We start from the raw sequence: 15,539 nt of genomic DNA on the forward strand, positions 1-15,539 counted from the left end.
GAATGCGTGAAGACATGCCCCGCGTGGGCTTTGGCCTCTGGAAAATCCCGCAGGGAGAGACCGCCAGCGCCGTCGTCGAGGCGGTGCGCGCGGGCTACCGCCATTTCGACAGCGCGGCGGATTACGCCAACGAGGCGCAGACCGGCGAAGGCCTTGCGCAGGCGATGGCCGAGGGCCTGGTGGCGCGCGAAGACCTGTGGATCACCTCGAAGCTATGGAACACTTTCCACGCGCCCGAACACGTCGAGGAGGCGTGCCGCAAGACGCTGTCCGACCTTCGCCTCGATTGCCTCGACCTCTACCTCATCCACTTCCCCATCGCGCTGCAATATGTGCCCATCGAAAAGCGCTACCCGCCCGAATGGCTCGTCGATCCCGACGCTGAATCCCCGCGCATGGTCCGCGCGCGTGTGCCGCTTCATGAGACGTGGCGCGCGATGGAGGCCTTGGTCGAGAAAGGCCTCGTGAAGCGCATTGGCGTGTGCAACTACAATTCCGGCCTGCTGCACGACCTGATGAGCTACGCGCGCGTCAGGCCCCACACGCTCCAGATCGAGGCGCATCCCTACCTCACGCAGGAGCGGCTGATCCGGCTCGCGGGCGATTACGGGGTCGAGGTGACCGCCTTTTCCCCGCTGGGCGCGCAAAGCTATTTCGAGCTCGATATGGCGGAGGCCGGCGAGAGCCTGCTGGGCGCAGCGCCGGTGATGGTGGCCGCCGAGGCGCATGGCAAAACGCCCGCGCAGGTGCTGCTGCGCTGGGGGGTGCAGCGCGGGACGGCGGTGATCCCCAAGACATCGAAGCCCGAGCGGATGCGCGAGAACCTGGCGATCGACGACTTCGAACTGAGCGCGGTGGAGATGGCGGCGATCAGCGCGCTCAACCAGAACCGCCGCTTTAACGATCCCGGCACTTTCACCGAGGCCGCTTTTGGAACCTTCCACCCGATCTATGACTGATTTTCCCGCCCTGATCACCGGCGGCGGCGACCTGGCCGCTTTCCTGAAGACCAATAAAGGCGCGGTCGACGCCGCTCTGGAGGACGCGGGCGCGCTGCTCTTTCGCGGGTTCGACGTACCCGACCCGATCGCGTTCGACGCCGCGGTCGAGGGCTATGGCGAAGCCGGCTTCACCTACGAGGATTCGCTCAGCAACGCGGTGCGCACCAATGTGACGCCGCGCGTCTTCACCGCCAACGAAGCCCCGCCATCGACCGAGATCTTCCTCCACCACGAGATGGCGCAGACCCCGCTCTACCCCTCCAAGCTGTTCTTCTATTGCGAGGTGGCCGAGATGACGGGTGGGGCCACACCCTTGTGCCGTTCGGACCGGGTGGCCGAACGTCTGGCTGAGGTCGCGCCGGACTTTCTCGCGCGGCTGGAGGCCGAAGGCGTGCGCTACACCAATGTGATGCCGGGCGATGACGACGCGGGCTCGGGACAAGGGCGCAGCTGGCGCTCGACACTGAGCGTCGCGACGAGCGAAGAAGCCGAGACGCGCCTTATGGAGCTCGGCTATTCGTGGGCGTGGCTGGAGGACGGCTCGCTGCGCGTCACCACAGCCGCGCTTCCCGCTGTTCGAGCGCTGCGCGATGGCCGTCGCAGCTTCTTCAACCAGCTTATCGCCGCCTTCAGAGGGTGGTCGGACAGCCGCAACGATCCCAACAAGGCGATCACCTTTGGCGAAGGCGAGCCGATCACGGCTGAGGACATGGCGCCCGCCATCGCGCTCGCCGACGAGCTCACCGTGGATTGCGAGTGGCAGGCGGGCGACGTCGCGCTGGTCGACAACTTCACCGTGATGCACGGGCGCAGGCCGTTCCAGGGCAAGCGCCGAGTGCTGGCCTCGCTGGTGGCCTAAGGCGCACCTAGTCATGCTGAAGGCTTCTCCAGATAGCGCCCCACTAGCTCACATTCGCAACACACAGCCTGGCTCGTGGCTCAAATCCCTCAGTCCCGCTCATGCTGAGGAGGGGCCGAAGGCGCAGCCAGAGGGCCCGTCTCGAAGCACCCAGCCCATGAGCGTGTCCTTCGAGACACCCGCTCTGCCTGCGGCTTCGCGGGCTCCTCAGGATGAGCGGGTTGGTCGGAGAAGAGCGAGCCCCCAATAGCCCGCATTCACCAAAACCAGCGCCCCCATCAACGGCCCGAACCACGTGCTGATCTCGTCCGCGCGCGCGAGCCCCAGCGGCGAGAACAGCAGATAGGTTGCCACGACGCACGAAAGCAGCGTCCCCGCCAGCGGTCTGGCAAAGCGCCACGGCGTCATATCAACCTTCTCATCGCGTCTGAAACGCCACGCCTCGTCACGCGGGCGAAGCGCCCCGCAGGCGAGCATGATGGCCACCTCCACCGCAAACAGCGCCGCGTATTGGTGGATGAAGTGCAGCGTCACCACATCATCCAGCGCGAACCGCAAGAGGCCATAGGCGATGACGTGGAAGACGATCGCGATCTTCGCGCCCAGCGCTGGCACGCGCTTTGTAAACAGGCCCACCATCACGATCGCGATGGTCGGGATGTTGTAAAAGCCTGTAAACTTGCGGATCACCTGAAACAGCCCTTCGGAGGCGAAGGTCAGCATCGGCGCGATAACGAAGCTGGCGAGTGCAATGACAAGGCTCGCGATCTTGGCCACGCGCACCAGCTCCGCATCGCTCGCCGCGCGTTTCAGGGCGGGAGCGTACACGTCGAGCGCAAATAGGGTCGCCGCCGAGTTCAAGAGCGAGTTGAACGAGGAAAACACCGCGCCCAGCAGGACAGCGAGGAAGAACCCGCTCAACCACACGGGCAGGACGTCGCGGATAAGGCGCGGATAGGCCTCGTCGATGCCACCCAATCCAGGTCCGTACATGTGGAAGGCGATGACGCCGGGGATCATCATCAGGAACGGCACCAGAATCTTGAAGAAGCCCGAATAGAGCACCCCTTTCTGCCCCTCCGCCAGGCTGCTCGCGCCCAGCGTGCGCTGGATCACATACTGGTTGGTGCACCAATAGAAGAGGTTCGCGAAGATCATCCCGGTGAACAGCGTGCCGAACGGCGTCGGATCGTCCGCGCCGCCGATCGCGTTGAGCTTGTGCGTGTGCTCGCTTGTCAGCTTGGCAAGCCCCGCGCCAAGGTCGCCCTCGCCCAGCGCGACTAGGCCAAAGAGCGGCACCGCGACACCGATGATGAGCAGCCCCACCCCGTTCAATGTATCGGAAATGGCCACCGCCCGCAGCCCGCCGAAGATCGCGTAGATCGAGCCGACGACGCCGATCACCACTACCATCGCCACCAGCGCCTCGAAGTCGCCAAGGCCGGTGAGCGCGGGCACGTCGAAGAACGCGATCACCGCCAGACTGCCCGAATACAGCACGCTAGGGATCGTCACGAGGCCATAGCCCAGCATGAACAGCACCACCGACATGCGCCGAACGCTCGGATCGAACCGGTCGTTCAGGAATTGCGGCAGGGTCGTAAACGCGCCCGCGAGGTATTTGGGCAGGAAAATGAGCGCCATGGCGACCGTGGCCACGGCGGCGGTCACCTCCCACCCCATGCTCGACATGTTGAACCCGTAGGCGGAGCCATTGAGCCCGATCAGCTGCTCGGCCGAAAGATTGGTGAGCAGCAGCGATCCGGCGATAAAGGTTGCGCCCAACCCGCGCCCGGCGAGGAAATAGCCATCCTTGGTTTCAGCGGTGCCGCGCGTCTTGATCCAGCTGACCCACGCGACCAGCGCCATGAAAAAGACGCAGGACAGCCCCGTAAACACCCAATTGCCAGCCCCCAAGACGCGTCCCTTTCCCTGTGGCCTAGACGCTCGCCGGAGCGGGGCCGGCGCAAGTTTCGCCCGCCAGAAGCTGCGCGTAGTGATCGCGTAAGCGTTCGGTGCCGAATTCGGGCGTCGCCTCGGCGTCGTATTGCCCGGCCCGCTCGTCCCACAGCAGCATGCTCTCGGTCGCGTAATACCTGGCGATGCGCGCGTATTCGGCCTTCTCGGCAAACCAGTCGGACAGCGGCGCACCAACGCTCAGCACCCGCGCCGCCACATCGAACAGCCAGACCGGCACGGATTTGAAGCGCGGCTCTTGTCCGGCCAGTTCGAACAGCATTGCGCCCTGCTGTTTGAGACTGATGGCGGGTCCGGGCCCTCCGATCGGCAGCTGCGCGCCGCGCGCGGCGGGATCGGTCAGCGTGTTCACGATAAACCGCGCCAGATCGCCGTCCGAAATCGGCTTGCAGCGCGTAAGCTCTCCATCGCCGAAGATCAGGAACGGCTTGCCCGCCGCCACCCGCTTTACCTGACCCGACAGCGACTTGAAGAAGGCGGTGGGCCGCACAATCGTGTGGGAGATGGGCGAACCCTTGAGCGCGGCTTCGAATTCGAGCTTGGCTTTCTGAAACGCGAGACGCGGACGCTGCACGCAAATCGCCGACAGCAGGATGAAACGCGAGACCGCCTGGGATTCGCTGGCGATCAACAGGTGCATATTGGCGTCGAGATCGACGTCGCGCGCGTCCTTGGGCGAACCCGAGCGCGAGGCGAGGCACGAGATGACGGCGTCCGGTGTGATCGCGGCCAAAGCGAGGCTGACGTCCATCTGCTGGCTGACATCGACCACGCGGACCGTGGCCCCGATGAATTCGGGCAAGCGAGCGGCGGCCTCGGTGCGGACCAGAGCAGTCACCTCGTAACCGCGCGCCACGCTTTCGCGCACCACCGCGCGGCCGATCGTGCCGCTGGCTCCGGCCACGCAGATGCGACGCGGCGTCTTTGAAGGCGGCTGGTTCTCTCCCGTGCTCACGGGCGTGATCCTAGCCGCATGGTCCAGCCTGACAAGCGCTCGTGCGCGCGCAGGCGTGACTTGCGCGGGGATGATCCTATAGAGTGGCGTTGCGGAATGCGACGATGATGAGCCCCGACGAGACCCCTCTGGCCCGCAAAACGCTGCTGGCGCTGTGTGCGGGCGGACCGGACGCTGTGGAGCCGGACGATCTGCGTGCGCTGGCCGCGTCCGGGTGGGACTGGATTGCGGCGCGCAGCCAGCAGTACCGGCTTCTGCCGCTGCTGCACGCGGCCTTTGCGCAGCGGCCTGGTTGGCCCGTGCCCGAACCCTTGCGCGAGGCGTGCTGTGCCGCGCATCGCCGCTGGGTGTTTCGCTCGCTGGTCATGCAGCAGGCCCTGATCGAAGTCGGCGCGGCGCTCGATGAGCACCGCATTCCCTACGCCGCGCTCAAGGGCGCCTCGCTGAGCCTTCAATTCTACGCCGAGCCCGCGCTGCGTCCGATGCGCGATCTCGACATCATGGTGGCTCCCGATGACGCCGAGCGCGCCTACGCGCTGCTCAAGCAAACGGGGTACGCCAAGGTGCCGGGCAAGGGCGAACACGGGCTTGAGCGAAAGCATCACCTACCGCTGATCGTGAACGCGAACCGGGTCTATCTGGAGCTGCACCACCGTATAGCCCCGTGCGACTGGAGCGGGTCGCAGGCGCTGGGCGAGCGGTTGGTGGCGAACGCGCGCGCGGTCGATTTTCAGGGCCACACGGTGCGCATGCCCGATCCCAGCGACACCTATCTGCACCTCGTCGTGCACGCCGCTTTCCACAATCTGTTCGACAACGGCCCCAACCTCCTGAGCGATTTGCAGGCGCTGGAAGACAGCGGGCTGGTGGAGCGCGCGCCGATCGAGGCCTTTGCCCGCGAGCATGGTCTGGAAGCCAGTCTGGCGCTGATCGAGGCGCTGATGGCGCGGGCGCGGGCGCGCCTCGGTGGCCCCGCGCCCAAAGTCCCTGCGGTGCCCGAGGCGCTGCTCGACCAGGCGGCTGCGCTGATGACGCAGGATCCCGACCAGCACTGGCAGCGCCTGCTGCTGCGCAAACGCCGCAGCCTGCTCCACCGCGCAGCGGCCGGGGTGCGGCGCGCGTTTCGGCCCAGCGATTACGATCTGTCTCTGGTGGCGGGCGAGGACGTGTCGGGCCTTTCCGCCATGCGGCATTATCCCGCCTGGCTGATGCACAAGACGCGCGCCTATCTGGCCGCGGAGTTCCAGCCCGAACTGGACCGCGAAGCGGCGGGCGACGCGCAGCTTGAAAAGTGGATCGGTCGCCCCGCGCTGACCCAGCGCGACGTGCAAACCTGAGGTCTCGGCTCAAAGGAGGTCTCACCTCAAAGGCGGTATTCACCCGCAGCCAGACGGTCCTGATGGCCCGCACCCATGCGCACATACGCATCCGCGCCCGGTTCCAGAAACCAGATCGGGTCTTCGATCCGGCTGAGGTCAAAGCCCTCCTCGACCAGCTCGACCTTGCGGAATTTGAACGTGCCCGTCGTCTCCGCCTGAGGCTGGATGCGCACGAACAGCGGCACGGCGTAAGGCGGCAGGTTGGCGCGGCAATGCGCGGCAAAGCCGGCCATGTCGAACCCCTCGCGCACGGTCATTGCCACCATCCCGGCCCGGCCATCGGCGCCGGGCACCGCGACGCCATAGGCGTTGGCGGTCTCGACGCCGGGATATTTCGAGATCACGTCGGAGACCTCGTTGGTCGCCACGTTCTCGCCTTTCCAGCGATAGGTGTCGCCGATGCGGTCGACGAAATAGACATACCCATCCGCATCGCGGCGCACCAGATCGCCGGTGCGAAACCAGGCATCGCCCTTTTCAAAGACATCGGTGAGGATCTTCTTCTGCGTCGCGGCCTTGTCGTGATAGCCGTGAAACGCGTCGCGCCCGCTGGTGCCGATCCGGCCCAGCGCCTCGCCCGGTTCGTCCACGTCCACGATCTGGCAAAAGCCGTCTTCCCCGCGAACGGGTTTCTCCTCGATCACATCGAACTTGACGATCTTGACCCCGATCCGGTCTTCGATCCAGCCGGGCAGGCGTCCGATCGCTCCGACTTTGCCATCAAGGTTCATGAAGGAGACATTGCCCTCGGTCGAGCCGTAGAACTCGCGCATTGCGCCAACGCCGAACCGTTCGACAAACGGCCCCCACACCTCGCCGCGAAGCCCGTTGCCGAAGCCGCATTCCAGCGCGTGCGCGCGCTCCCTTGGATGCGGCGGTGCGTTGAGCAGATAGCGGCACAGCTCGCCGATATAGACGAACTTGTTAGCGCCATAATCCGCGACATCGTCCCAGAAGTGCGAGACCGAGAGCTTGCGCTTGAGGATCACCGTGGCGCCGTAGATCAGCGGGCCCGCCAGGCCGAGCGCGCCGCCGGTCATGTGGTAGAGCGGCAGCGTGTTGTAGACCCGGTCCCCCGGCCCGACCGAGCCGAGAAAATCGGCAAACCGGGCCATGCCGCGCACGCGCATATGCGTGATCCTGGCCGCCTTGGGCAGGCCGGTTGTGCCCGAAGTGTAGGCGAACAGCATCGTATCGCAATTGCGGATCGCGGCGCGGATCGAGGCGTCGGGGCGGGCTGTCGGCTGCCCGGCCAGCGCCGCGGCCATGTCCTCTCCGGCCTCGCCGTCAAAATCCCATACGGGCAAGCGGTTGGTTAGCGAGGCCGCCACATCACGGGCGCGCGAAGCCTGCACCCCGCCCGCGATGATCGCCTTGGCCTCCACGATCGATACGCAATGCGCCAGGCCATCGCCTTCAAGATTGGTGTTGATCAGCGCGGCGACCACGCCGACCTTGGAAAGGCCGTACCAGACGGCCGGATAATCGGGCGAGTTCTCAAGCACCAGCGCCACCGTATCGCCGGGCTTCAGCCCTTGCGACAGCGCCCAATGCGCAACCGCGTTCGCGCGCGCGTCGAACTCGCGATAGGTCAGCGTTTCGCCTTCGAACAGAAAAGCCACACGATCCGCATGCGCGTCCACCGCCGCTTCGATTTCATCGGTCAGCGTGACCCTCGATTCCGGTTGCAGCTCTTTGACCTTGCTCAGGACACCGTAAACGCCTTTGGCGTAGGTGAATTCTCGCTGAGCCTTGCGCAGAAATTGCAGCACATCCCCTCTCCTGATGATCCCGTGGGGCACGGGTGAACCCGAACAATCCTCGCGCGATCCGCGCACCGCTCTCGCGGTTTTCTCCGGGCCGGAACTGTGGCAGGAAAGTGCCATTAAACGGCGCGGCTGGCAACGGACCTCGAACGCGGGGGCGGTCGCTGCGGGGGAGAGGGACGCTTGATGGCGCGCGAAGGATCAACGCGAAGGCGGGATACGCTCTTGGCCGTGGCGGCGGCGGCGCTGACGCTGATCGTCGCGGCAACTCTGACGCCGATGCCGGCGTGGGCGCTGCCAGGCCTGTCGCTTGCCCAAGCGAGTGAAGAGACGCCCGCGGTCGCTACGTCAACGCCAGCCGCCGACACCCGGCCCAACATCGTCGTTATTCTCGCCGACGATGTCGGCCTGATGGATCTTGGCGCGTATGGGGGCGAGGCGCGCACGCCCCATATCGACGCTCTCGCTCAGCGCGGGGCCGTCTTCACCCACTATCGCGCCTCGCCCCTGTGCTCGCCCTCGCGCGCCATGCTGCTGACCGGAATGGACAGCCACCTGACCGGTGTCTCCACCATCCCCGAAGTCCTGCCCGCCGAACAGAAGGGCCAGCCGGGCTACACGATGGCCTTGGAGCCGGGCGTTCTGACGCTGGCCGATCACTTGCGCGCGGCGGGCTATCGCACGTTGATGAGCGGCAAGTGGCATCTGGGCGAGGCGGCGGAAGAAATGCCCCACAAGCACGGCTTTGACCGCAGCTTTGCGCTTGCGGCCTCGGGCGCGGACAATTGGGAAGACCGCTCCTACATGCCCTATTACAAGGACGCGCCATGGTGGGAGGACGGGGAGGAGGCCAGCCTTCCGGACGATTTCTATTCCTCGCGTTTCATCGTCGATACGATGCTGCGCTATCTGGAGGAAACCGACGCCGCCACGCCGTTCTTTGCCTATCTCCCGTTTCAGGCAGTCCACATTCCGGTGCAGGCCCCGCAGCGCTTCATCGACAAGTACAAGGGACGCTATGATGCGGGCTGGGACGCCTTGCGGGCCGAGCGTCACGTGCGCGCGCAGGAACTGGGGTTTGTGCCCGATGGCGCAGCCCTCGCCGCGCTGCCGCCGCAGCACCGCGCGTGGGAAAGCCTGGGCGAGGCGGACCGCGCGCTCTACGCCGCGCGCATGGAAGCGCACGCAGCGATGCTGGAGGCGATGGATTTTCACATCGGACGGCTGATCGCGCATCTCAAACAGACCGGGCGGTATGATAACACGATCTTCGTGGTCACATCCGATAACGGCCCCGAGCCCACGCGCGGCGACAACAGCGCGTTCCTAAGCGCGTATCAGGCGGTGACGGGCTACGATGTTGATCTGGAGACGGTCGGGCAGCGCGGACACTGGGGCTTTATCGGCCCCGAATGGGCGGTTGCAACGGCGACGCCCGGCGCGTGGTACAAGTTCTATTCGACCGAAGGCGGAGTGCGCGTTCCGCTGATCGTGGCCGGGCCGGGCCTTGAGCCAACGCGCATCGCCTCTCCCGCCATGACGCCCGACCTTGCGCCCACCTTGCTCGAATGGGCGGGCGCTCAGCCCATCACCCAGGGCGCCAAGCCGATGACCGGGCGCAGTCTAATGCCGGTGCTGACCGGTGAGACGCTGAGCGCGTATGAGCCCGGTGAGGTCCGCGCGATCGAGGTTTCGGGCAATTCCGCGCTCTACAAGGGCGACTACAAGATCACGCGCAGCGTGCCGCCGCGCGGCGACAACGCGTGGCGGCTGTTCAATCTCGCCAACGATCCGGGCGAGACCACCGATCTGAGCGCGGCGCAGCCTGAGGTGCTTGCGGACATGCTGTCCGAATACGACGCCTACGCTGCGCGCGTGGGCGCGCTCGCCATGCCCGAGGGCTACGATTCGGTGCGGCAGATCATCGCCAACACGCGCGCCCGGCTGTTGCAGAACTACCCCTGGATCTACGCGGTTCTGGCTGGCCTGGCGCTGCTTGGCGCGTGGGCGGTGTGGAGGCTGGTGCGCCTGTTTGTGGGGCTCTTCGCGGGACGGGCTAGGGCAGCGTGAAAAGGGGGTATGAAAGGGGGCGAAATCCGGTCGATTTTCGCGCCGTTTTCACGCCATTTTCGCGCAATTTTTACGGTGTGCCCGGATCCACATTCATTTCTTGTATAAGTAATTGTTTTTTATTACTTTTATACCGTTTCGTTCAAAGGTTCGAAACCCACCGCTCAAGCGGTGTTTGATCAACTAAACCCCCGCCCGGATCGCCACCGAGAGACCCGCGATGCGCGTCGAATTTTCCCCCGAACTCGAAACCTTTGGAGCCGAAGTCGCGGCGTCTTTCGCGGCCGCCCCAACGCGCGCCATTCGCGAAGCGGGGCGCAGCTTGACGGCTACACCTATCGCCTGCGCACGCTCGGCCAGAACGCGTCGGGCCAGACCTTCCAACCTTGCGCAATGCACTCATCTCAACCATGTCTGCGCCAAGCCGCATCGATGCAGGACCGATAGAGATATGAGCCTTGAGCTACCGCAATTAACCGTCACCGGCACACCGACCGAAATGGGCCGGCAGTACGGGGCGCATTTTCGCGACATGATCCGCCTTTTCGTTGCGGACCGGGTGCGCGCGGTGGAAGCGTATCTGCGCGACACCGGACATGAGGGCACGGATCGCCTGTTTGCCGCCGGAGCGCAGTGCCTTGAGGGTGTTCGCGAGTTCGATCCATCGGGGTATCAAGAGCATCACGGCATCGCCGAGGGGGCAAGGGTTGACCCGGTGCGCCTGTTCACCACCGCGAACATGACCGATGTAAGGGACATCATCGCCTACCCAGACGATCCTGTGGTGGTCGAGGACGAGGGCTGCACGGTCGGCCTCCTGCCCCCATCGATGAGCGCCAACGGCCGCGCGCTGCAAGGGCAAACCTGGGATCTCAACGGCCCCGATGTGGACTATGTGATCGCGCTTCACCGCCTGCCCGATGAAGGCCCGGAGACCTGGACGGTGACATGCTCGGGCTGTCAGACGCTGATGGGTATGAACCAGCACGGTGTCACCGTGGGAACGACCAATCTCAAGACCTACGGCGCGAAGGTGGGCGTGCCCTATCTCTCGCTCTTGCACCGCGCGCTGGCCCAAGAGACACGCTCCGCCGCAAGCGCGGTCGTCGAACAAGCACAGGTTGCCGGCGCCCACTCCTATTGGATCGGTGACAGCGATGGTGCGGTTGAATGGGAGAAGACGCCCCAATCCTCTCACGCGCGCAGCACAGCGGACGGGCCACTCGCGCGTTCGAACCATTGCCTGGTCGACGAGAATATCGCACGCGAGACGGATCTTTCGCCCAGCACACACAATCGGTTTGATCGGATGACCGCTCTGCTGGGCCAGTCCGATCAGCACTCGGTCGAAACGCTCAAGGCGCTGTTTGCCGACCGTGCTGACGGTCGGCTGAGCATCAATCGGTTTGCCGAAGACAATTCGGGGGCGACAACCAACGCCGTGGTGGCCTGCAATCCAGCGGATCTGGAGTTTCACGCGTGCCGCGGCCCGGCAGACAAAGGAACTTGGACGCGGCTCGAGTTTGAGCGACAAGACGCGGTTGCCTCGGCTTAAGGGGTTGCGCCGGGATGGCCGCGTAATCGCCAGGCCACTCGATCGAAAACTCGATCCGGCGCGAGTGGTGCCGCTTACTGGACTCGAACCAGTGACCCCATCATTACGAATGATGTGCTCTACCAACTGAGCTAAAGCGGCACGTGCCGGTTGCTGACCGCAACCATGTATGGAGGCCCGAGCCGGAATCGAACCGGCGTATACGGATTTGCAGTCCGCTGCGTCACCACTCCGCCATCGGGCCGATCCACCTTCTCCGGGTTTCCCCGGTCAAAGCGGAAGCGGGGCCCTAGCCTTTCATGTCGGGATTGGCAATGGGATTCGCGCTGCAGGCCCAACAGCTTTCTGGAGAGCCCTGCCAGGGCGCGACAACTCACAAACCTGCGATTCGAGCGCGGCTTTCCGCAACGTCAATCTGGACCATTGGCGCCGCACACGGCACTGCGCGTGACCATGACAATCAAAAGCCTTCTGTCACCCATCACCGGCCAACCGGGTGCAGCTCGTCTCGATCACGCGCAGGACTGGATGCAGGGCCGCACGCTCTATGGCGGCGCTTCGGCGTTGATCGCCTACACCATGGCGACGCGCGCGTTTCCAGACCTGCCCCCTTTGCGCGCGGCGCAGATCGGGTTTGTCGCGCCTGTCGGTGAGGACATCGAGCTCAGCGCCGAGGTCGTCCGCGCGGGCCGTAACGTCACCCAGGTGCGCAGCGAAATCCACTGCAATGGGACGACCGCGCTGACGGCCTTCTGGCTGTTCGCCAAGGGCCGCGACCCCAACGCGGTGCGCCAGCCCGACCCGGTGGCGCATTGGCCGGGTTCGCCGCAAGACAACGCATCCGCCATGCAGCGAGAGGCCCCGTCTTTCATTCAGAACAACTTCGAAATTCGCTTTGGCCAGACGAAGGGCGACGATCATGGAGCCACAATCCGTCGCTGGGCCCGTTTGACCGAGGACCACGATCTCGATCCGGTCGCGAAACTGATCCTGATGGGCGATGTCATGCCGCCGGGGGCGGTGCGGATCATGCAGCGCATGGGCCCCATCAGTTCGATAAACTGGTCCTTCAACGTGCTTGACCCCGAGACGCGTTCGCCCGGTGGCTGGTACCTGGCCGAGAACTCGAGCAAGCACGCGGATCTGGGTTACTCATCCGAGAGGCTGCGAATGTGGGACGCCAGTGGCAACCAGGTGCTCGAAGGGCTGCAATGCGTTGCCGTCTTCGGGTGACGCTCGGCTAGCTCTCCCAAGCTCGCCTTCAAGCCCTGAGCCTAGACGTCCTCGAAGTTGGGGGCTCGTTTCTGCATCGCTGCCATCACGGCTTCGATCTGATTAGGCGAGCGCAAGATCGCGTGCTGTTCGATGCTTTCCTCCAGCAGGATCGCGTCGGTATCGCGATCGAACATACCGGCCTGAAGGCGCTTGGCGGCGCGAACGGCTTGGGGGTTGCGATTGGCAATGTCACGGGCGATGGCGGTCGCTCGGGCGAGAGGGTCTGGATCGTTGAAAGTTGCAAAACCGATCGTGAGCGCCTCAGCCCCGGTGAATTCCCGATTGGTGTACACAAGCTCGCGAAGCACATCATCACGGACCAGCCCACGCCACAGCGCGTAGCCTCCCATGTCAGGCACAAGGCCCCACTTCATCTCCATGATCGACATGCGCGTTGCCGGATGCACAACGCGAAAATCCGCTCCGCTCGCAATCTGCAAGCCACCGCCAAAGCAAACGCCATGCACGGCGGCGATGACAGGGACCGCCAGTTTGCGCCAGGTCATTGCAACCTGCTGAAACTTGTTGGTGTTGCCGTAAACGCGCTCTGTCAGCTCGGGCTCGTTCGCGTCCGGAGTGCGACCAAAGCTTGCCGTATCCAGACCCGCGCAGAAAGCCTTGCCTTCGCCTGAAAGGACAACAACACGAACCCCCTTCGTGCTTGCAAGGACGTCACCCGCCTCGATAATGGCCTCGAACATGCCGGGGTCGAGCGCGTTCATCTTGTCGCCTCGAGTGAGGCGAACCTGGGCAACGCCTGTGTCTTCGAGTTCGATCGTGACGCGTTCGTTGCTCTGCACTACGCGTGAGGCGGTCATCGTCTCAGTCATGTTGCGCGGTCATCCCTTACTTCCACTTCGGCGCTTCCGAGTTTGGAGTAAGGACCGCGCCAAGTCCAGTGCCATGGAACCCGCGCAATCAGCCGTAGCGCCCGGTTTACACATCCGCGTGCGGTGCAAACCGATAGGATGAGGGCGCGCGGGGCGGATCCAGAAAATACCCGCCATCCGGGTGCGTGACAATGATCCGGGATAGACCGAAGGGCTGAAGCTTGGCGCGAATTCGCGCGACGTGGACAGCGACACTGTTGGTTTCCGGCTCGAAGGTGATACGCCAGACATCGGCCAGCAACCGACGTCGGCTCAGCCGCTTCCCGGGTTCCTGAGCAAGCCGCCAGAGCAGCGAAAATTCACGCGGATGCAGTCCGATCCAGCGGTCTTCGACACGGCCGTCTCGGTGAAGCAGGTCAAGCGTTACATCCCCGGCTTCGCGAAACCGGGGAATAAGCGCATCGTCATCTGGAAAAATACTGTAGGCCGACTTCGAGTTCACAATTCACCCCTTCCCCGCATTGAATACACCGCGCTTTCCGTAAAAATCAGATGGTCAACCAACTCTATATCGAGCGCTTGCGCGATCTGACCCAAGCGTTGTGTCGCCGTTCGGTCTCGCACGCTTGGCCGACAATCCCCCGATGGATGGTTATGAGCGAGAATCAGGCTCCGAGCGTCAACACTCAGTGCACGCACGAACAGATCCCTCAAGCGCAAAGAAAGCCCGCCAGAGCGGCCTGTCCCGAACGTCGCGCCGCCCAGATACGCGTGGCCCCGGTCTAGAAAGGCAACATGGAAACGCTCGCTCGCAGCGGGCGGTGCAAGCACGGCGCGCCGCAACCTCTCGATCAGGATCGTGAGCTGGCGATTTTCGTCGCGCTTGATTTCGCACGATCCCCGGATCGCTTGAACGCTGCGCGCAAGCCAGGCGGATTCGACGCCGTGAGGGAGCACGATCTGATCCATGGCTCAAACCCGTTTCTGCCGAATAGGTCGCAGCCCGTACCATCGGACGGGAACCCGCCATTCGCGGTACGGACCATAGGTTCGCTCGCGCAGCACATGCCGCACCAGCCCGGCCCCCAAGAGGAGCAATTGCAACCAGCCCGGGGCCATGACCATCGCCGCGTAGGCAACCGGCGAGATCGCATCGATCAGCCCACGCGCAATGTGGGCGGAAATCACCAGCAGCTGCAGGGCCGCAATAACAAGCGGATAGTTCCGATTGGCGTTCAGCGCGACAATGAGCCAGAACGCGCCGGCGCACAGGTCAAGCGAGGCGAATAGGATATCGACCTCTTCCAGCTGAAAGCGAGCGCCCCAGAAGGTCTTGTAGATCCCTGGGACTGCCTCGAACAGCAAGAGCCAGGCCAGCGCAATCGCTCGCTCCGGCCCGGCGCCCCAAACAAGGGCGGCCAGGCAAATCGCATAAGCCAGCACGTTTTGTACGACTGGGCGATATTCGGAAACGAGCAATTCCAGCATCAGAGCGTCCGATCAGGCGTCTTCTGTCAGCTTCTGAGCCCGCTCTTCCTCAAACGTGGCTTCCAAGAGCTCGGTGGGAATATTCTCATCGCCCACCATCTTTTCGCGCGCCACCTTGCTCAGCTCGTCGTGCACGCGAAGCAGGCTGGTGGACATCGCAAGCGCCTGCGCTTCGGCCTGGTTCAACCGCATCAGAGCGCGCTGGCCCGAATCGACTTCGATGCTCGGGTTCTGGCGGGCGGACAGCATCGCCTGCTTGAGACGGGCAAAGGCGATCATGGATTCGTCCGCCAGAGCCTCGGCTTCCCGGATCAGTTTCTTGAGGTGAAGAGCTTCGGCGCGGATAGTATCAGTCATTGAGTGTCTCCCGCTTTACCTGTGCTC

General features: G+C 64.2%; 14 protein-coding genes and 2 tRNA genes. 6 read left to right on the plus strand and 10 right to left on the minus strand.

The features are described from left to right. The first annotated feature begins 2 nt into the window (after positions 1-2). A complete protein-coding gene (locus QNI87_RS11880; protein WP_300596755.1) occupies positions 3-959 on the plus strand; it encodes an aldo/keto reductase in 957 nt (318 codons plus the stop codon). Next, positions 952-1,860: a TauD/TfdA family dioxygenase gene (locus QNI87_RS11885; protein ID WP_300596757.1), complete on the plus strand. Its 909-nt coding sequence runs from the start codon at positions 952-954 to the stop codon at positions 1,858-1,860. The genes QNI87_RS11880 and QNI87_RS11885 overlap by 8 nt, the downstream gene beginning before the upstream one ends. Positions 1,861-2,067: 207 nt before the next feature. Here QNI87_RS11885 and QNI87_RS11890 read toward each other — a convergent pair whose 3' ends face one another. Continuing rightward, a complete protein-coding gene (locus QNI87_RS11890) occupies positions 2,068-3,777 on the minus strand; it encodes a solute:sodium symporter family transporter (protein ID WP_300596759.1) in 1,710 nt (569 codons plus the stop codon). A 22-nt stretch (positions 3,778-3,799) separates the two neighbouring features. Beyond that, positions 3,800-4,792 (minus strand): NAD(P)H-binding protein, encoded by a 993-nt coding sequence (locus QNI87_RS11895; RefSeq protein ID WP_300596761.1) that lies wholly within the window; start codon positions 4,790-4,792, stop codon positions 3,800-3,802. A gap of 104 nt (positions 4,793-4,896) precedes the next feature. On the opposite strand from QNI87_RS11895, the gene QNI87_RS11900 reads away from it, so the two are divergent. Continuing rightward, positions 4,897-6,129 carry a nucleotidyltransferase family protein gene (locus QNI87_RS11900; protein WP_300596763.1) on the plus strand — a complete coding sequence of 411 codons (1,233 nt, stop codon included), beginning with the start codon at positions 4,897-4,899 and terminating at the stop codon, positions 6,127-6,129. A 26-nt stretch (positions 6,130-6,155) separates the two neighbouring features. Here the strand turns inward: QNI87_RS11900 and QNI87_RS11905 are convergent, their stop codons facing one another. Then, entirely contained in the window at positions 6,156-7,943 is a 1,788-nt protein-coding gene (locus tag QNI87_RS11905) for a long-chain-acyl-CoA synthetase (RefSeq protein WP_300596765.1), read from the minus strand. Positions 7,944-8,123: 180 nt separating this feature from the next. Between QNI87_RS11905 and QNI87_RS11910 the strand changes: the two genes are divergently transcribed. Both QNI87_RS11910 and QNI87_RS11915 read left to right on the plus strand, forming a co-directional pair. Then, positions 8,124-10,007, plus strand: coding sequence for an arylsulfatase (locus tag QNI87_RS11910; RefSeq protein ID WP_300596766.1), 1,884 nt, complete (start codon positions 8,124-8,126; stop codon positions 10,005-10,007). A gap of 451 nt (positions 10,008-10,458) precedes the next feature. Continuing rightward, positions 10,459-11,562 (plus strand): C45 family peptidase, encoded by a 1,104-nt coding sequence (locus QNI87_RS11915; RefSeq protein WP_300596768.1) that lies wholly within the window; start codon positions 10,459-10,461, stop codon positions 11,560-11,562. A 65-nt stretch (positions 11,563-11,627) separates the two neighbouring features. Here the strand turns inward: QNI87_RS11915 and QNI87_RS11920 are convergent. Together QNI87_RS11920 and QNI87_RS11925 are read right to left on the minus strand one after the other, a co-directional pair. After that, positions 11,628-11,703 (minus strand) — tRNA-Thr (locus tag QNI87_RS11920). Positions 11,704-11,732: 29 nt separating this feature from the next. After that, positions 11,733-11,806 (minus strand) — tRNA-Cys (locus QNI87_RS11925). Between the two features lie 209 nt (positions 11,807-12,015). Between QNI87_RS11925 and QNI87_RS11930 the strand changes: the two genes are divergently transcribed. Then, a complete protein-coding gene (locus tag QNI87_RS11930) occupies positions 12,016-12,795 on the plus strand; it encodes a thioesterase family protein (RefSeq protein ID WP_300597512.1) in 780 nt (259 codons plus the stop codon). Between the two features lie 41 nt (positions 12,796-12,836). Here the strand turns inward: QNI87_RS11930 and QNI87_RS11935 are convergent, their stop codons facing one another. The 5 genes from QNI87_RS11935 to QNI87_RS11955 all read right to left on the minus strand — a co-directional run bounded on the left by QNI87_RS11935 (position 12,837) and on the right by QNI87_RS11955 (position 15,512). Further along, complete coding sequence (locus tag QNI87_RS11935; RefSeq protein WP_300596770.1) at positions 12,837-13,667, minus strand: crotonase/enoyl-CoA hydratase family protein; 831 nt, start codon at positions 13,665-13,667, stop codon at positions 12,837-12,839. Positions 13,668-13,773: 106 nt separating this feature from the next. Then, positions 13,774-14,169 (minus strand): winged helix-turn-helix domain-containing protein, encoded by a 396-nt coding sequence (locus QNI87_RS11940; protein WP_300596772.1) that lies wholly within the window; start codon positions 14,167-14,169, stop codon positions 13,774-13,776. Next, positions 14,166-14,636 carry a JAB domain-containing protein gene (locus QNI87_RS11945; protein WP_300596774.1) on the minus strand — a complete coding sequence of 157 codons (471 nt, stop codon included), beginning with the start codon at positions 14,634-14,636 and terminating at the stop codon, positions 14,166-14,168. Before QNI87_RS11945 ends, QNI87_RS11940 begins: the two co-directional genes overlap by 4 nt. 3 nt (positions 14,637-14,639) lie before the next feature. Continuing rightward, complete coding sequence (locus tag QNI87_RS11950) at positions 14,640-15,155, minus strand: hypothetical protein (protein ID WP_300596776.1); 516 nt, start codon at positions 15,153-15,155, stop codon at positions 14,640-14,642. A gap of 12 nt (positions 15,156-15,167) precedes the next feature. Beyond that, the gene (locus QNI87_RS11955) at positions 15,168-15,512 is read right to left on the minus strand and encodes a hypothetical protein (RefSeq protein ID WP_300596778.1); all 345 of its coding nucleotides are present in this window, start codon (positions 15,510-15,512) and stop codon (positions 15,168-15,170) included. Positions 15,513-15,539: the final 27 nt, after the last annotated feature.

The organism is Erythrobacter sp., from assembly GCF_030066995.1.
Lineage (GTDB): Bacteria > Pseudomonadota > Alphaproteobacteria > Sphingomonadales > Sphingomonadaceae > Erythrobacter.

What these genes read in the sequence shown, in the direction of transcription:
- QNI87_RS11880 (WP_300596755.1), top strand. Translation starts at nt 3, where the DNA reads ATGCGTGAAGACATGCCCCGCGTGGGCTTTGGCCTCTGGAAAATCCCG.
- QNI87_RS11885 (WP_300596757.1), top strand. Translation starts at nt 952, where the DNA reads ATGACTGATTTTCCCGCCCTGATCACCGGCGGCGGCGACCTGGCCGCT.
- QNI87_RS11900 (WP_300596763.1), top strand. Translation starts at nt 4,897, where the DNA reads ATGATGAGCCCCGACGAGACCCCTCTGGCCCGCAAAACGCTGCTGGCG.
- QNI87_RS11910 (WP_300596766.1), top strand. Translation starts at nt 8,124, where the DNA reads ATGGCGCGCGAAGGATCAACGCGAAGGCGGGATACGCTCTTGGCCGTG.
- QNI87_RS11915 (WP_300596768.1), top strand. Translation starts at nt 10,459, where the DNA reads ATGAGCCTTGAGCTACCGCAATTAACCGTCACCGGCACACCGACCGAA.
- QNI87_RS11930 (WP_300597512.1), top strand. Translation starts at nt 12,016, where the DNA reads ATGACAATCAAAAGCCTTCTGTCACCCATCACCGGCCAACCGGGTGCA.
- QNI87_RS11935 (WP_300596770.1), bottom strand. Translation starts at nt 13,667, where the DNA reads ATGACTGAGACGATGACCGCCTCACGCGTAGTGCAGAGCAACGAACGC.
- QNI87_RS11945 (WP_300596774.1), bottom strand. Translation starts at nt 14,636, where the DNA reads ATGGATCAGATCGTGCTCCCTCACGGCGTCGAATCCGCCTGGCTTGCG.
- QNI87_RS11950 (WP_300596776.1), bottom strand. Translation starts at nt 15,155, where the DNA reads ATGCTGGAATTGCTCGTTTCCGAATATCGCCCAGTCGTACAAAACGTG.
- QNI87_RS11955 (WP_300596778.1), bottom strand. Translation starts at nt 15,512, where the DNA reads ATGACTGATACTATCCGCGCCGAAGCTCTTCACCTCAAGAAACTGATC.